At 71.1% G+C, this 13,792-nt stretch carries 16 protein-coding genes and 1 tRNA gene; 14 read left to right on the top strand and 3 right to left on the bottom strand.

The window, feature by feature from the left end; translation table 11 throughout:
• From ASD11_RS18630 to proB, 5 genes are all read left to right on the top strand, one after another.
• On the top strand, positions 1-1,843 hold a 1,843-nt coding region (locus tag ASD11_RS18630; protein WP_235503233.1), incomplete at its 5' end, for an Rne/Rng family ribonuclease.
• 118 nt (positions 1,844-1,961) lie between these two features.
• The gene (rplU, locus tag ASD11_RS03680) at positions 1,962-2,270 is read left to right on the top strand and encodes a 50S ribosomal protein L21 (protein ID WP_056288324.1); all 309 of its coding nucleotides are present in this window, start codon (positions 1,962-1,964) and stop codon (positions 2,268-2,270) included.
• A gap of 12 nt (positions 2,271-2,282) precedes the next feature.
• The gene (gene rpmA, locus ASD11_RS03685; RefSeq protein WP_056283429.1) at positions 2,283-2,540 is read left to right on the top strand and encodes a 50S ribosomal protein L27; all 258 of its coding nucleotides are present in this window, start codon (positions 2,283-2,285) and stop codon (positions 2,538-2,540) included.
• Positions 2,541-2,635: 95 nt separating this feature from the next.
• Positions 2,636-4,228: a GTPase ObgE gene (obgE, locus tag ASD11_RS03690; protein ID WP_082554152.1), complete on the top strand. Its 1,593-nt coding sequence runs from the start codon at positions 2,636-2,638 to the stop codon at positions 4,226-4,228.
• A complete protein-coding gene (proB, locus tag ASD11_RS03695; protein WP_082554153.1) occupies positions 4,225-5,313 on the top strand; it encodes a glutamate 5-kinase in 1,089 nt (362 codons plus the stop codon). Before obgE ends, proB begins: the two co-directional genes overlap by 4 nt.
• Before the next feature lie 10 nt (positions 5,314-5,323).
• Here the strand turns inward: proB and ASD11_RS03700 are convergent, their stop codons facing one another.
• Complete coding sequence (locus ASD11_RS03700; RefSeq protein ID WP_056283432.1) at positions 5,324-6,007, bottom strand: hypothetical protein; 684 nt, start codon at positions 6,005-6,007, stop codon at positions 5,324-5,326.
• Positions 6,008-6,061: 54 nt separating this feature from the next.
• Here ASD11_RS03700 and ASD11_RS03705 point away from each other — a divergent pair, with 54 nt between their 5' ends.
• The 6 genes from ASD11_RS03705 to ASD11_RS03725 all read left to right on the top strand — a co-directional run bounded on the left by ASD11_RS03705 (position 6,062) and on the right by ASD11_RS03725 (position 9,245).
• A complete protein-coding gene (locus ASD11_RS03705; protein WP_056283436.1) occupies positions 6,062-7,309 on the top strand; it encodes a glutamate-5-semialdehyde dehydrogenase in 1,248 nt (415 codons plus the stop codon).
• Positions 7,310-7,333: 24 nt separating this feature from the next.
• Entirely contained in the window at positions 7,334-7,480 is a 147-nt protein-coding gene (locus tag ASD11_RS18465; protein WP_200940063.1) for a hypothetical protein, read from the top strand.
• Between the two features lie 8 nt (positions 7,481-7,488).
• A complete protein-coding gene (gene nadD, locus ASD11_RS03710; protein WP_268750673.1) occupies positions 7,489-8,106 on the top strand; it encodes a nicotinate-nucleotide adenylyltransferase in 618 nt (205 codons plus the stop codon).
• Positions 8,103-8,456, top strand: a complete 354-nt coding sequence (gene rsfS / locus ASD11_RS03715; protein WP_056283442.1) for a ribosome silencing factor — start codon at positions 8,103-8,105, stop codon at positions 8,454-8,456. The genes nadD and rsfS overlap by 4 nt, the downstream gene beginning before the upstream one ends.
• Entirely contained in the window at positions 8,453-9,130 is a 678-nt protein-coding gene (locus tag ASD11_RS03720; protein ID WP_056283445.1) for a histidine phosphatase family protein, read from the top strand. Before rsfS ends, ASD11_RS03720 begins: the two co-directional genes overlap by 4 nt.
• A 42-nt stretch (positions 9,131-9,172) precedes the next feature.
• Positions 9,173-9,245 (top strand) — tRNA-Ala (locus tag ASD11_RS03725).
• Positions 9,246-9,468: 223 nt separating this feature from the next.
• On the opposite strand, the gene ASD11_RS03730 is transcribed toward ASD11_RS03725, so the two are convergent.
• Positions 9,469-10,275, bottom strand: coding sequence for a DUF1206 domain-containing protein (locus ASD11_RS03730; RefSeq protein ID WP_056283448.1), 807 nt, complete (start codon positions 10,273-10,275; stop codon positions 9,469-9,471).
• Between the two features lie 9 nt (positions 10,276-10,284).
• The gene (locus ASD11_RS03735; RefSeq protein WP_200940065.1) at positions 10,285-10,794 is read right to left on the bottom strand and encodes a GNAT family N-acetyltransferase; all 510 of its coding nucleotides are present in this window, start codon (positions 10,792-10,794) and stop codon (positions 10,285-10,287) included.
• Between the two features lie 58 nt (positions 10,795-10,852).
• On the opposite strand from ASD11_RS03735, the gene ASD11_RS03740 reads away from it, so the two are divergent.
• The 3 genes from ASD11_RS03740 to ASD11_RS18470 all read left to right on the top strand — a co-directional run.
• The gene (locus ASD11_RS03740) at positions 10,853-12,382 is read left to right on the top strand and encodes an alpha/beta hydrolase (RefSeq protein ID WP_156464565.1); all 1,530 of its coding nucleotides are present in this window, start codon (positions 10,853-10,855) and stop codon (positions 12,380-12,382) included.
• The gene (locus ASD11_RS03745; RefSeq protein WP_056283454.1) at positions 12,382-13,164 is read left to right on the top strand and encodes a hypothetical protein; all 783 of its coding nucleotides are present in this window, start codon (positions 12,382-12,384) and stop codon (positions 13,162-13,164) included. The genes ASD11_RS03740 and ASD11_RS03745 overlap by 1 nt, the downstream gene beginning before the upstream one ends.
• Positions 13,165-13,399: 235 nt before the next feature.
• Positions 13,400-13,792: hypothetical protein (locus ASD11_RS18470; protein ID WP_200940072.1), on the top strand; the 393-nt coding region annotated here is incomplete at its 3' end.

A 13,792-nucleotide genomic window follows, 5' to 3' on the forward strand; every position in this document is an offset into this window, starting at 1 on the left:
GCTCGTCGAGCACTACGTGGCCCGCGAGTCGCAGATCTCGGTCATCGGGAACGTCTACCTCGGCAAGGTCCAGAACGTGCTGCCCAGCATGGAGGCCGCGTTCGTCGACATCGGCGCCGGCCGCAACGCCGTCATCTACGCCGGTGAGGTCGACTGGAGCGGTGTCCAGAACGGCAAGGCCCGCAAGATCGAGGACGCGCTGAGCCCCGGCCAGCAGATCCTGGTCCAGGTCACGAAGGACCCCATCGGCCAGAAGGGCGCCCGGCTCACGAGCCAGATCAGCCTGCCCGGCCGGTTCCTGGTCTACGTGCCCAACGGCGGCTCCAACGGCATCAGCCGCAAGCTTCCCGACACCGAGCGTGCGCGTCTCAAGACGCTCCTCAAGGAGGTCCTGCCCGAGGAGGCCGGCGTCATCGTCCGCACCGCGGCCGAGGGTGCCAGCGAAGACCAGCTGACGCGCGACGTCGCGGCCCTCAAGGCCCGCTGGGAGGACATCGAGCGCAAGGTCGAGGCCGGCAAGGCCCCCGAGCTGCTCTACTCCGAGCCCGACCTCATGATCAAGGTCGTCCGCGACCTCTTCAACGAGGACTTCGCCGAGCTCGTCGTCGAGGGCGACGACGCCTGGGACAACATCGAGGCCTACGTCTCGCACGTGGCGCCCGACCTGCGCGAGCGGGTGCGTCGCTGGGAGAAGCCCGAGGGGGAGAACGCCCCGGCGGACTCCTTCGCCGACTACCGGATCGACGAGCAGATCCACAAGGCGCTCGACCGCAAGGTCTGGCTGCCCTCGGGCGGCTCGCTCATCATCGACCGCACCGAGGCCATGACCGTGGTCGACGTCAACACGGGCAAGTTCACCGGCTCCGGGGGCAACCTCGAGGAGACGGTCACCAAGAACAACCTCGAGGCGGCCGAGGAGATGGTGCGCCAGCTCCGGCTGCGCGACATCGGCGGCATCATCGTCATTGACTTCATCGACATGGTGCTCGAGAGCAACCGCGACCTCGTGCTGCGTCGCCTCGTGGAGTGCCTCGGTCGCGACCGGACCCGCCACCAGGTCGCCGAGGTCACCTCGCTGGGCCTCGTGCAGATGACGCGCAAGCGCATTGGCACCGGCCTCGTCGAGTCCTTCAGCGCCGAGTGCGACCACTGCAACGGTCGAGGTCTCGTGATCACGGCCGAGCCGGTCGAGCCCCGCAAGGACGAGCCGCGTGGACGTGGTCGTCGCGGACGCGGCGGCGAGAACGGTGGCAACGGCGGTGGCAACGGCGGCAACGGCGGTGGCAACAACCACGGCGGCAAGAACAGCGGCAACGACGGCAACGACAGCAACGGCAACGGCGGCGGCCGCGGAGGGCGCGGAGGCAACCAGGGCAACGGCCGTGGGAACCAGAACGACTCCGGCAACGGCAACGGCAACGGCAACGGCAACGGCAACGGCAACGGCGGGCGCCGCAACCAGCGTCACCCCAAGCCCGAGGACACCGAGACCACCGAGGCCGTCGAGACCACGGCGGACCACGCCCCCGAGGCAGTCGGCCAGGACGCCGGGACCGAGCAGGTCACGACGTCCGACGTCGCCGCCCAGGGGCCGACCGACGCGGTCACGCTGACCGAGGCCGTCGACACGCCGGACACGGTCGAGTCGGCCGAGGTCGTCGAGGAGCTGGTCGTCGACCAGGCCGCCGAGGAGCCGGTCGAGGCGTCCGCCACGACCGAGGCCCCCGCCGACACCGTGGAGGTGTCCGAAGAGACCCCCAAAGGGTCGGTGGACGCCCCGGAAGCCCAGGTTTCTGAGTCGCCTGAGACCCCCGTTTTGACCGACGAGGGCCAGACTCCGTAGAATGGACCCTCGGTGCGCCTCTGAGCGTGCCGATCGTCGTGTCCGGCTCGTGCCGGACGGACCCCCAGCTCTGGAGCGCATCGCTCCGCATGACCGAGGTAGTGAGGAATTCCCCGTGGTGTACGCAATCGTGCGCAGTGGTGGCACGCAGCAGAAGGTCGCCGTCGGCGACGTCATCGAGATCGACAAGGTGACGCAGGCCGCAGGTGAGTCCGTCTCGCTGCCCGCCGTGCTCCACGTCGATGGCGACACCGTGACGGCCGACGCCGACACGCTCGCCAAGGTCTCGGTCACGGCCGAGGTCATCGGCCTCACCAAGGGCCCCAAGATCGTGATCCAGAAGTACAAGAACAAGACCGGTTACAAGAAGCGCCAGGGTCACCGTCAGAAGTACACCCAGGTCAAGATCACCGGAATCTCGAAGTAGAGGACTGAACTCATGGCACACAAGAAGGGCGCAGCCTCCACCAAGAACGGTCGCGACTCAAACTCTCAGCGCCTCGGCGTGAAGCGTTTCGGCGGCCAGGTCGTCAGCGCGGGCGAGATCATCGTCCGTCAGCGCGGCACCCACTTCCACCCCGGCACCAACGTCGGCCGTGGCGGCGACGACACGCTCTTCGCGCTGTCGCCCGGCGCCGTGGAGTTCGGCACCCGTCGCGGCCGCAAGGTCGTCAACATCGTTCCGGCTGCTCAGTAACAGCTGAGCATCCAGTCTGGGGTGGTCCGCGCATGCGGACCACCCCAGACGTCTTTTCCCACCCCCACTGTCGCTCGTAGCGAGAGGAGCACACCGTGGCCGTTCCCACCTTCGTCGACCAGGTGACGCTCCACGTGGCAGCCGGTGACGGCGGCCACGGCGTCGCCTCGGTCCACCGCGAGAAGTTCAAGCCGCTCGGCGGACCCGACGGCGGCAACGGCGGGCACGGCGGCGACGTCATCCTGCGGGTGTCCTCCGACGTCACGACCCTCGTCGACTACCACCACGAGCCCCACCGCAAGGCCACCAGCGGCGCGCCGGGAGCCGGAAACAACCGCAGCGGCAGCAACGGCCACGACCTCGTGCTCACGGTCCCCGACGGCACCGTCGTCCGGTCCGTGGGCGACGGCCCCGGCGACGGCGAGGTCCTGGCCGACCTCATCGGCGCCGGCACCGAGATCGTCATCGCGGCCGGTGGCCGCGGCGGGCTCGGCAACGCGGCGCTCGCCTCGAGCAAGCGCAAGGCCCCCGGCTTCGCCCTCAAGGGCGAGCCCGGCGAGGAGCTCACGATCGTCCTGGAGCTCAAGGTCGTGGCCGACATCGGCCTGATCGGCTTCCCGAGCGCCGGCAAGTCCAGCCTCATCGCAGCGCTCTCGCGGGCGCGGCCCAAGATCGCCGACTACCCGTTCACCACCCTGGTGCCCAACCTCGGCGTGGTCACGGCGGGCTCCACCACGTTCACCGTCGCCGACGTCCCCGGCCTCATCGAGGGCGCCAGCCAGGGCCGCGGCCTCGGCCACGACTTCCTGCGTCACGTGGAGCGCTGCGCCGCCCTCGTGCACGTCATCGACTGCGCCACCGCCGAGCCGGGACGCGACCCCCTCACCGACCTCGACGTCATCGAGGCCGAGCTGCGCGCCTACGCCGACGGCCTGCCCGAGGGGTCCACGGGCAAGGACCTGCTCGAGCGCCCGCGTCTGGTCGCCCTCAACAAGGTCGACGTCCCCGACGCCCTCGACATCGCCTCGTTCGTGCGGGCCGACCTCGAGGAGCGCGGCTTCGACGTGTACGACGTCTCCGCAGCCAGCCACGCCGGCCTCAAGGAGCTGTCGTTCGCGATGGCCGAGATCGTGGCCGGCCGCCGCGCCGCCGCGCCCGAGCAGGAGGCCACGCGCATCGTGCTCCGTCCGCCGTCGGAGTCCGGCGTGGGCGAGGAGTTCACCATCTTCCAGCGCGACGGCCAGTGGCACGTGCGCGGCGACAAGCCCCGCCGCTGGGTGCGCCAGACCGACTTCAGCAACGACGAGGCCGTGGGCTTCCTCGCGGACCGACTCAACCGCCTCGGCGTGGAGGACAGGCTCCACAAGCTCGGAGCCAAGGCCGGCGACGACGTCGTCATCGGCGACGAGAAGGACGCGGTCATCTTCGACTTCGACCCCACCATCGAGGCCGGCGCCGAGATGCTCGGTCGTCGTGGCGAGGACCAGCGTCTGTACGACAACGACCGTCGCACCAACGCGGAGCGCCGCGAGGAGCTCGCAGCCAAGCGTGCGTACGAGAGTGACGCCCGCGAGCGCCGAGCCAAGGGCGAGGACGTCCCGCCGTGGCCCGGCCTCGACACCGACGGCGCCGTGAAGACGCCCGACGAGCCCGAGGCGGAGTGGGGCTGGCCCGAGGAGGAGCAGTGAGCCGGGTCGTCGTCAAGGTCGGCTCCTCGTCGCTCACCACGGCTGACGGGCACATCGACCCCGACCGGATCCTCACGCTCGTCGACGCGCTCGCCCAGGGGCGGGCGCGCGGCGACGAGGTCGTGCTCGTGAGCTCGGGTGCCATCGCGGCCGGGCTGGGGCCGCTGGGCCTGGCCCGACGGCCCACCGACCTCGCCACGCAGCAGGCCGCAGCCAGCGTGGGCCAGGGCGCCCTCGTGGCGCGCTACTCCGAGCTGTTCGCCCGCCACGGACTCACCGTGGGGCAGGTCCTGCTCACGGTCGACGACGTCACGCGGCGCAGCCACTACCGCAACGCCTTCCAGACCTTCGCCCGTCTGCTCGAGCTGGGCGTGGTGCCCGTCGTCAACGAGAACGACACGGTGGCCACGAGCGAGATCCGCTTCGGCGACAACGACCGGCTCGCCGCCCTCGTGGCTCACCTCGTGCACGCCGACCGACTCGTGCTGCTCTCCGACGTCGACGGCCTCTACACGGGCCACCCCGACGAGCCCGGCAGCCGCCGGGTCGAGGAGGTCCGTGACGAGCACGACCTCGCGGGCATCGACGTCTCCCGCGTGGGCTCCCGCGTGGGCACCGGCGGCATGGTCACCAAGGTCGAGGCCGCACGCATCGCCACCGCGGCAGGGATCCCCGTGCTGCTCACCTCGGCCGCACTCGCGGCGGAGGCCGTGGCCGACGGCCCCGTGGGCACGCGCTTCCTGCCCACCGGCCGTCGTCGCCCCACCCGGCTGCTCTGGCTCGCCCACGCGAGCGAGACGAAGGGACGTCTGCTCATCGACGCCGGCGCCGAGCGTGCCCTCGTCCAGCGGGGCGCCTCGCTCCTCGCCGCCGGGATCACCGCGGTCGAGGGTGAGTTCTCGGCGGCCGACCCCGTCGACGTCGTCGGTCCCGACGGGCGGGTCGTGGCCCGAGGCCTCGTGAACTTCGACGCCGCCGAGCTCCCGCCGCTGCTGGGCCGATCCTCGTCCGACCTCGTCGCCGAGCTGGGCGACGACGCCGTGCGTGCGGTCGTCCACCGCGACGACCTCGTGCTCGTGCCCTAGGGCCGGGTCCTCAGACCTTCAGGGTGCCGAACTGCGTGAGCTCTCGCGCGTCGACGACCTCGCCCCGCTCGGGCGCCGTGGGCTCCTCGTGCCGGTCGTACTCGAAGTTCACGACGTTGCCCTCGCCGTCGATGGCCTGGATGGCGCGCCCGTCCTCGGGGGAGACGTACACGGTGCCGCCGTCGTGCTCGATGCCCACGCAGTCGATGCCGTAGAGGGTGCGCCCCGGCGCCCGCTTCAGCGGGCCGTCCGCGTCGAGCACGGAGCCGACGAGGTCGGCGCGGTGCAGGAAGATGATCTCGTTGTCGGGGAGCGCGATCCAGCGCCCGTCCACGACGTCCTCCAGCTCGAACGACCGCTTCCCGAGCTCCTCGTAGAAGAACCCGAACGAGGGGGTGGCGTAGTCGTCGCCGTCCACCCGGAGCAGCGAGAGCGTCCCGAAGGTGTTGTCCACGGAGCCCGAGGTGGTGTCCCCGACGTAGTAGAGGTTGAGCGAGTAGCGGCGACCGTCCTGGTCGCCCTCGCCACGGACGGTGAGGAACCGGGCCTCGGTGGCGGCCGTGCGGGCCTTCGCGAGCACCGTGGTGAGCTTCTGCCCCGCGAGGGGGTCCTTCTTCTCGTCATCGCCTCCCGAGGAGCCTCCGCAGGCCGTGAGCACGATGAGCAGGGCGACGAGGAGCCCGAGACGACGCATGCGGCGAGGCTAGTGCCGCGGCGACCGGTGCGCCGGGGGTTCTAGGATTCGCTCATGAAGGAACAGGTCCACGCCGCTGCCCGACGCGCCAGGGAGGCGGCCCGCGTGCTCGCCACGGCGTCCCGCACGCAGAAGGACGCCGCTCTCGTCGCCATGGCCGACGCGCTCGTCGCCGCCACCGACCGCATCGTGGGCGAGAACGAGCTCGACGTCGCGGCCGCTCGGGCCGAGGGCACGCCCGAGAACGTCATCGACCGGCTGCTGCTCGACCCCGCGCGCGTCGCTGCGTTCGCGCAGGGCGTGCGCGACATCGCCGCGCTCCCCGACCCGGTGGGCGAGGTCGTGCGGGGCTCCACGCTGCCCAACGGGCTCCAGCTCCAGCAGATCAGGGTCCCCATGGGCGTCATCGGGATGATCTACGAGGGCCGGCCCAACGTGACGGCCGACGCCGCCGCGATCTGCCTCAAGGCCGGCAGCGCCTCGCTCCTGCGCGGCTCCCGCTCCGCGGCACGGTCCAACGCCGCCATCGTCGACGTCATGCGCGACGCCGTCGTCTCCGAGGGGCTTCCCGCCGACGTCGTGCAGGCCGTGCCCGCCGACGACCGCTCCAGTGCCACCGAGCTCATGCAGGCCCGTGGCCTGGTCGACCTCGTGATCCCGCGAGGCGGGGCCGGACTCATCCGCACCGTCGTGGAGCAGTCCACGGTCCCCGTCATCGAGACGGGGACCGGCAACGTCCACGTGTACGTCGATGCCGACGCCGACCTCGACATGGCGCTCGACATCGTGCTGAACGCCAAGACCCAGCGCAACAGCGTGTGCAACGCCGCCGAGTCGCTGCTGGTGCACCAGAAGGTCGCGGGTGCCTTCGTGCCACGGGTCGTGCAGGCGCTCCAGGACGCCGGGGTCACGATCCACGGCGATGCCACCTTCTCCGCCTCGGACCCCGCCGTCGAGTCGGCGACGGAGCACGACTGGGAGACCGAGTACCTCTCGGCCGACATCGCTGCGAAGGTCGTCGACTCCCTGGACGACGCCGTCGACCACGTGCGGCGGTACTCCTCCGGGCACACCGAGGCCATCGTGACGTCGTCGCTCGAGGCCGCCCGCCGGTTCACGCTCGGCGTCGACTCTGCTGCCGTCATGGTCAATGCGTCCACGCGCTTCACCGACGGCGGCGAGTTCGGGTTCGGGGCCGAGATCGGCATCTCGACGCAGAAGCTGCACGCCCGCGGACCCATGGGTCTGCAGGAGATGACCACCACCACGTACGTCGTCACCGGGACGGGGCACGTGCGGTGACGGGGGACCGGTAGAGTTCCCCCCATGCTGACGCTTCTCCAGGCCGCCGAGGAACACTCCGAAGAGGCAGCGGCCGTGAGCCCCTACCTCATCGGTGCCATCGCGCTGGCCATCCTCGTCGTGATGCTGCTCGGTCTGCTGGCCTTCGGCAAGGGACGCGAGCACACCTGAGCACGCACGTGGGGGAGACGACACCCGCACGCCGGCGCATCGGCGTCATGGGCGGCACGTTCGACCCCATCCACCACGGGCACCTCGTCGCCGCGAGCGAGGTCCAGTCGTGGTTCGACCTCGACCAGGTGGTCTTCGTCCCCACCGGCGAGCCCTGGCAGAAGGCCGACCGTGAGGTCGCTCCGGCCGAGCACCGCTACCTCATGACGGTCATCGCCACCGCGGCCAACCCTCGTTTCGAGGTGAGCCGGGTCGACATCGACCGCCAGGGGTTCACCTACACGATCGACACGCTGCGCGAGCTGCGCCAGCAGCACCCGGACGCCGACCTCTTCTTCATCACCGGAGCCGACGCCCTCGCCGCCATCCTCACGTGGCGCGACCACGAGGAGCTCTTCGACCTCGCCCACTTCGTGGGGTGCACGCGCCCGGGGCACGAGATCAACGAGCAGACCCTCTCGGGCCTGCCGCAGGACAAGATCACGCTCGTCGAGATCCCGGCCCTCGCCATCTCCTCCACCGACTGCCGCAAGCGGGTCGTCTCGGGGGAGCCCGTCTGGTACCTCGTCCCCGACGGCGTGGTGCAGTACCTCGCCAAGCACGACCTGTACCGGAAGGACCCATGACCGCCACCGAGAGAGCCATCGAGCTCACCCGCGTCGCCGCCGCGGCAGCCGAGGACAAGCTGGGCCAGGACCTCCTGGCCTTCGACGTCTCCGACCAGCTGGCCATCACGGACGTCTTCCTCATCGCGAGCGGATCCAGCCCCGTGCAGGTCCGCGCCATCCAGGACGCCGTCGAGGAGAAGCTCCTCGAGGTCGGGGCCAAGCGCCTGCGCCGCGAGGGTGAGCGTGAGGGCCGCTGGGTCCTGCTCGACTTCGGCGAGATCGTGGTCCACGTCCAGCACACCGAGGAGCGCGCCTTCTACGCCCTCGAGCGGCTGTGGAGCGACTGCCCCACCATCTCGCTCGCATGAGCAAGCGGATCGTGCTGTGGCGCCACGGGCGCACGGCGTGGAACGTCCAGGGGCGGGTCCAGGGGCAGACCGACACCGACCTCGACGACGTCGGGCGCGAGCAGGCCCGCGCGGCCGCCGCACGGCTGGCCTCCCTCGCTCCGCAGCGGATCATCAGCTCGGACCTGCGTCGGGCCCGCGACACGGCCCAGGCGCTGGTCGACGTCTGCAGCACCGACCTCGAGCTGGATCCCCGCTTGCGCGAGATGGACTTCGGGGCTCGGGAGGGCCTCACCTGGCGCGAGGCCTGGAGCCGGTTCCCCGAGGGCATGCGGGCCTGGATCGACGGCGACGAGTCGCAGATCCCCGGAAGCGAGACGCACCTGGAGGCCGGCAACCGCGCGGCGCCCGTGCTGCGCGAGGTCGGCGAGTCGCTGCCCGACGGCGGTCTTGCCGTCGTCGTCGCCCACGGAGCGATCCTGCGCACGGGGATCTGCCGCTTCCTGGGCTTCCCGCGGGAGTCCTGGACGCTGTTCTCCGGCCTCTCCAACTGCTCGTGGACGGTGCTCGAGCAGTCCAACCCCGAGCACGACTCGCGCTGGCGGCTCGTGGAGTGGAACGCGGGAACGCTGCCCGAGCCGGTCACGTCCGACGACGAGCCACCCGGTTTGAGTCTCACCGACACCACCGGGTAGAGTTTCTACTCGGTCCTCCGGGGCCGGGAACAACAGCACAGCGGGGCATTGGCGCAGTTGGTAGCGCGCTTCCATGGCATGGAAGAGGTCAGGAGTTCGAATCTCCTATGCTCCACTCGCAGACCACGAAGGCCCCCTGACAATGTCAGGGGGCCTTCGCTGTGTCTGCGAGGCCTTCGTGGTCTGCGAATCAAGAATGGTGATTTGGGTGGGCCCCCGCCGCGCTCTGCGCGGTAGGGGCGGAGCGACCTCTGCGAGCGACGGAGTCTCCTATGCGGGTCCAAGGCGTCGTACGAGCCCCAGGACCGCGATTGAAGCAGACCTCACCGCCCCCGCCCTCACGTCGACAGGTGCCGCGCCCGGGCGAAGCAGAACAGCCCGTAGGCCCCGATGCCGAGAGCCACGGCTCCCAGGAGGTAGGGCCCGAAGGGCTGGCGCAGGATCGTCCGCAGGGCCTCGTCGAGCCCGCCGGACTTCCCGGGGTCGTGGGAGGTGGCCGAGTAGACGAACAGGCCGCCCACGACGGCGATGGCCGCACCCTTGGCCACGTAGCCGGCCTTGCCGAGGGCGACGTAGAGGGTGCCGCTGTCGCCGGACCGGCCTTCGCTCGTCAGGTCGTCGGCGAACTTCTCCGTCAGCCCTCGGAACACGTGGCGGGCGCCGTAGCCGACGACGGTCACGCCGACGGCGCCGACGATCCACGGGCCCACGGCATGGTCCATGAGGCGGGCGGTCGTGGACCGGCCGCCGGAGCCCGATCCGTGCCCGAGGGCAGTGGCGAGGGCGCTGTAGCCGACGGCTCCGTAGATGACGGCCTTGAGCAGTGACCCGAGCCGGAGCCGTGCGCGCCGCGACCCGTCGTCCTGCCGGTGGCCCACGGCGGCTTCCAGGAGGCGCCAGAACACCAGGATGGCCATGCCCACGGCGACGCCCCAGATGAGTGCCTGGCCGAAGGGCTGCTCCGCGAGCTGCTGCATGGCTCCTCGGCTGCTCGCCTCACCCTCGTTGTCGCCGAGCGCGAGCTGGACGGCGAGCCAGGCCACGAGGAGGTGCACCACGCCGTAGGCCACGAGCCCGAGACGGATCGCGCCGTCCAGGGTGTCGCTGTGCTCGACCTGCTGCGTGGCTGCCCGCACGTCTCCCATGCGCTGAACCTAGCCGGGGGCGGGGTCGGTGGGGGCCGGGCCGGACAGATCCAGCCTGCGCGACATGAACACGCTGCTCGGGTCGAGCACGTAGTCGCCGAAGGGTGAGCACTCGACGAAGCCGTGCCGGGCGTACAGCCTGCGGGCCGGGGCGAAGTAGTCCTGGGTGCCCGTCTCGAGGCTGACCCGGTCCCATCCCCGTGCGGTCGCCTCGGTCAGGAGGTGGTGCAGCATCGCGGCGGCGACGCCCCGTCCGCGGGAGAGGGTGGCGGTCCGCATGGACTTGATCTCGCCGTGCCGGCCGCCGAGGTCCTTGAGCGCCCCGATGCCGAGCAGGGTGCCGTCCTCGCGCGCTGACCAGAGCGTGACCCCAGGGGCGGCCAGGGAGGAGTGGTCGAGCGCGTGCACGCTCTCCGGCGCCGAGGTGGCGTGCATGTCGTGGAGGTGCTCGTCGAGGAGGGCGCGCACGTCGGCGCGGGTGGGGTGGTCGATCGCGAGGTGCATGATGGGTCCCATCATCGGACACGGTCGTCGTGCAGTTGGTTGCAGAAGGACTGTGGTCGAGTAAGGTCGGCGCGTGCCTCGCCGTCTTGCCGCTGTGTCGTCCGTCCTCGCGGTGCTTCTCGTCGCGACGCTCGTCCTCCTGCTGCAGGGCGAGGACGAGGGGCCTGCCCTCCCCGGCCCGACGGGGGAGGGGGCGCCGGCCGGCCTGGCCCCGTTCTACGCCCAGGAGCCGACGTGGACCACGTGCGGACGGTACCGCTGCACCCGGATCCGGGTGCCGCTCGACTACGACCGGCCCGCCGGACCCACCATGCGCCTCGCCGTCCGGATGCTCCCGGCTCGTGACGGGAGCACGGACCGCCTGCTCCTCGTGAACCCGGGCGGGCCGGGAGGATCCGCCGTGGAGTACGTGCCGATCTTCGCGGGACTCATGACGTCGGCCATGCGGGAGCGGCTTTCCGTGGTGGGCGTCGACCCCCGCGGGGTCGGCACGAGCCAGGAGCTCCAGTGCCTGGACGCCGACGCGCTCGACCGCTACCTCGACCTCGACGCGACGCCGGACGACCCCGGCGAGGAGAAGGCCTGGACGGCCGCGCCGCGCAGGCTGGCCGAGGGATGCGTCAAGGAGTCGGGCGACCTCGCCGCGCACATGAGCACGCAGGAGACCGCCCGCGACCTCGACGTCGTGCGGGCCGCCCTCGGTCAGCGACGGCTCGACTACTACGGAGCCTCCTACGGCACCCAGCTCGGTGCCACCTTCACCACGCTCTTCCCCCGGCGCGTGGGGCGCATGGTGCTCGACGGCGGGGTGGACGTCGGCCAGGACCGTCGCGCACTCCTGAGCGACCAGGCCGCTGCGCTCGAGAAGGCGTGGGGTGCGTTCGTCCGCTGGTGCGGGCGGCAGGAGGACTGCGCGCTGCCGGCCGGCCGGGCGGCAGCCACGGCGATGCTGCTCGACGTCGTCGAGGCTGCCGACGAACGGCCGTTGCCGAGCGACGGAAGCATCCGCGAGGCCCGGGAGGTCACGGTCCTGCGGGCCACGGCGTTCGCCCTCTCGACGCGCCGCGCCTGGCCCGCCCTGCTCGTGGCCATCGGCCGCGCCCAGTACGACGACGGGACGGCCTTCCGACAGCTGGACGACGCCTACGTCCTGCGCAGCACCGAGGGGCGCTACGACAACAACGCGGTCGTCGCCGGCGTGGCCGTCCGCTGTCTCGACGACCCGCAGGAGACCTCGGCCGACGAGGCGCGCGACGACCTCGGTCCGAGGCTCGTCTCGGTGTCACCCCTCTTCGGCCGCTACCTGGCGTGGTCCGCCAGCCTGTGCAACGGCTGGCGCCCGAGGGGCAAGCCCCAGGAGGGGGTCGAGAGGCTCGACGCCGCCCTGCCCGTGCTCGTGCTCGGCACGACGGGCGACCCCGTCACGCCCTACCGGTGGTCCACGAGGCTGGCAGCCGACCTGGGTTCTGCGGTCCTCGTCACGAGGGAGGGGGATGGCCACACGGCCTACGGCCTCTCGCGCTGCGTGGACCGGTCGGTGGCGACCTATCTCCTGCGCGGCCGCGCCCCCCGGGCTGCCGTGCGTTGCGAGCGGGGCCGCTGATGCGCCGCCGTGCGGTCTGGCGTGGGTTCACCGCCATCACGATCGCCACCGTCGCGCTCGGCACCGTCGCCGTGGCCCTCGCTCTCCGTCAGCCGTCCGCCGCGCAGGAGCGGGAGGTGCGGGCCGCGGACGAGCGGGCCCGGAGCTACGCCAGGCGGCTCGACGCTGCGCTCGTGACCTTCGCGGAGCAGTCCCGTCACGACGTCAACCAGCATGCCGAGGACCTCGCGAAGGCGCTCGCCCTCGTCCGACGCCACGTCACCGAGGTGCCCGAGGTCTCGGCCGACGGCACCACGTCGTACGGTCGCGCCCACAGCCTGGAGTACCGCGCGGCCGAGGGTCGCCGTGGCCTCGCGCTCCGCCCCTTCGTCCAGCTCGTGAGGGTCCTGGAGGAGGCCGTCGACGTGCAGGCGTTCATCCGCGCCGGGACGGACGTCATCGGGATCAATCCGCTCGAGCTCCTGGCGGGGACACCGGTGGTCACGGGGGAGCCCCTGCGTGACCGGGTGGTGCCGGCCTACGAGTCGGCTCGGAAGCGACTCAAGCGCCAGGACGTCCCACCCGGGTCCGCCGTGCTCGGCCGGGACCTGCAGACCTACGTCTCGGACGCGATCACGATGACGAAGGACGGGGCGGACGCGATCGACGCCGGGAGGCCCTTCAGGTTCGACTTCGGGACCCGTCCCCAAGATCTGCAGCGGCGTCTGGCCGAGCTCAACGCCTCGGTGGTGGCGTCGGCACTCCAGGCGGTGGACGAGACGGCAGGCTTCGGCACGCCGTGAGAACCGCTCGTCGGCGAGCGACACGCCCTGGATCGACGGCGTTCCGAAGGGGCACGTGACGCGTCCCACATGATTCGCTCCGTCTCAAGTGGAAATAAAGAAGAATCTTCACTACAGTTCACCTGGCGGTAAAGGGAGTGTAGACCGGCAGTCATCTCGGCTGTCCGGATGATCAGACAGGAATTGCCAACAGATGAAGATTCGCAAAGCGTGCGTCGCAGGGTCCTTGTTGATCGTGGGAGCCACGATCAACGTCGGAGCAGCACAAGCGGCGGAGCCGGCTGCTGCCGTGAGCCTGCCGGGTGCTGTCTGCTCGAACACCGATGCCGATGCCGATGCGAACGCCGACGCTGACACGGATGCCGATGCCGATGCTGACGCGGATGCTGACGCTGACGCTGACGCTGACGCTGACGCTGACGCTGACGCTGACGCTGACGCGGATGCCGATGCCGACGCGGATGCCGACGCAGACGCGAACGTCGATGCCGACGCGGACGTCCAGACGGACGGAACCCTCCTCACGGCGACCGACCTGGATGCTGTGGCGTCCACGAACTCGGTCCTGACGGACACCGACCTCGACGCGGTCACCTCCACCACGACCGACGGCACGCTGCTGACGGCG

Origin of the sequence: Aeromicrobium sp. Root495 (assembly GCF_001426755.1) — a bacterium.
Taxonomy (GTDB): Bacteria; Actinomycetota; Actinomycetes; order Propionibacteriales; family Nocardioidaceae; genus Aeromicrobium.

Coding starts and splice junctions, on each gene's coding strand:
- rpmA (WP_056283429.1), top strand. CDS start 2,283: ATGGCACACAAGAAGGGCGCAGCCTCCACCAAGAACGGTCGCGACTCA.
- ASD11_RS03700 (WP_056283432.1), bottom strand. CDS start 6,007: ATGCGTCGTCTCGGGCTCCTCGTCGCCCTGCTCATCGTGCTCACGGCC.
- ASD11_RS03705 (WP_056283436.1), top strand. CDS start 6,062: ATGAAGGAACAGGTCCACGCCGCTGCCCGACGCGCCAGGGAGGCGGCC.
- ASD11_RS18465 (WP_200940063.1), top strand. CDS start 7,334: ATGCTGACGCTTCTCCAGGCCGCCGAGGAACACTCCGAAGAGGCAGCG.
- rsfS (WP_056283442.1), top strand. CDS start 8,103: ATGACCGCCACCGAGAGAGCCATCGAGCTCACCCGCGTCGCCGCCGCG.
- ASD11_RS03720 (WP_056283445.1), top strand. CDS start 8,453: ATGAGCAAGCGGATCGTGCTGTGGCGCCACGGGCGCACGGCGTGGAAC.
- ASD11_RS03730 (WP_056283448.1), bottom strand. CDS start 10,275: ATGGGAGACGTGCGGGCAGCCACGCAGCAGGTCGAGCACAGCGACACC.
- ASD11_RS03735 (WP_200940065.1), bottom strand. CDS start 10,794: ATGATGGGACCCATCATGCACCTCGCGATCGACCACCCCACCCGCGCC.
- ASD11_RS03745 (WP_056283454.1), top strand. CDS start 12,382: ATGCGCCGCCGTGCGGTCTGGCGTGGGTTCACCGCCATCACGATCGCC.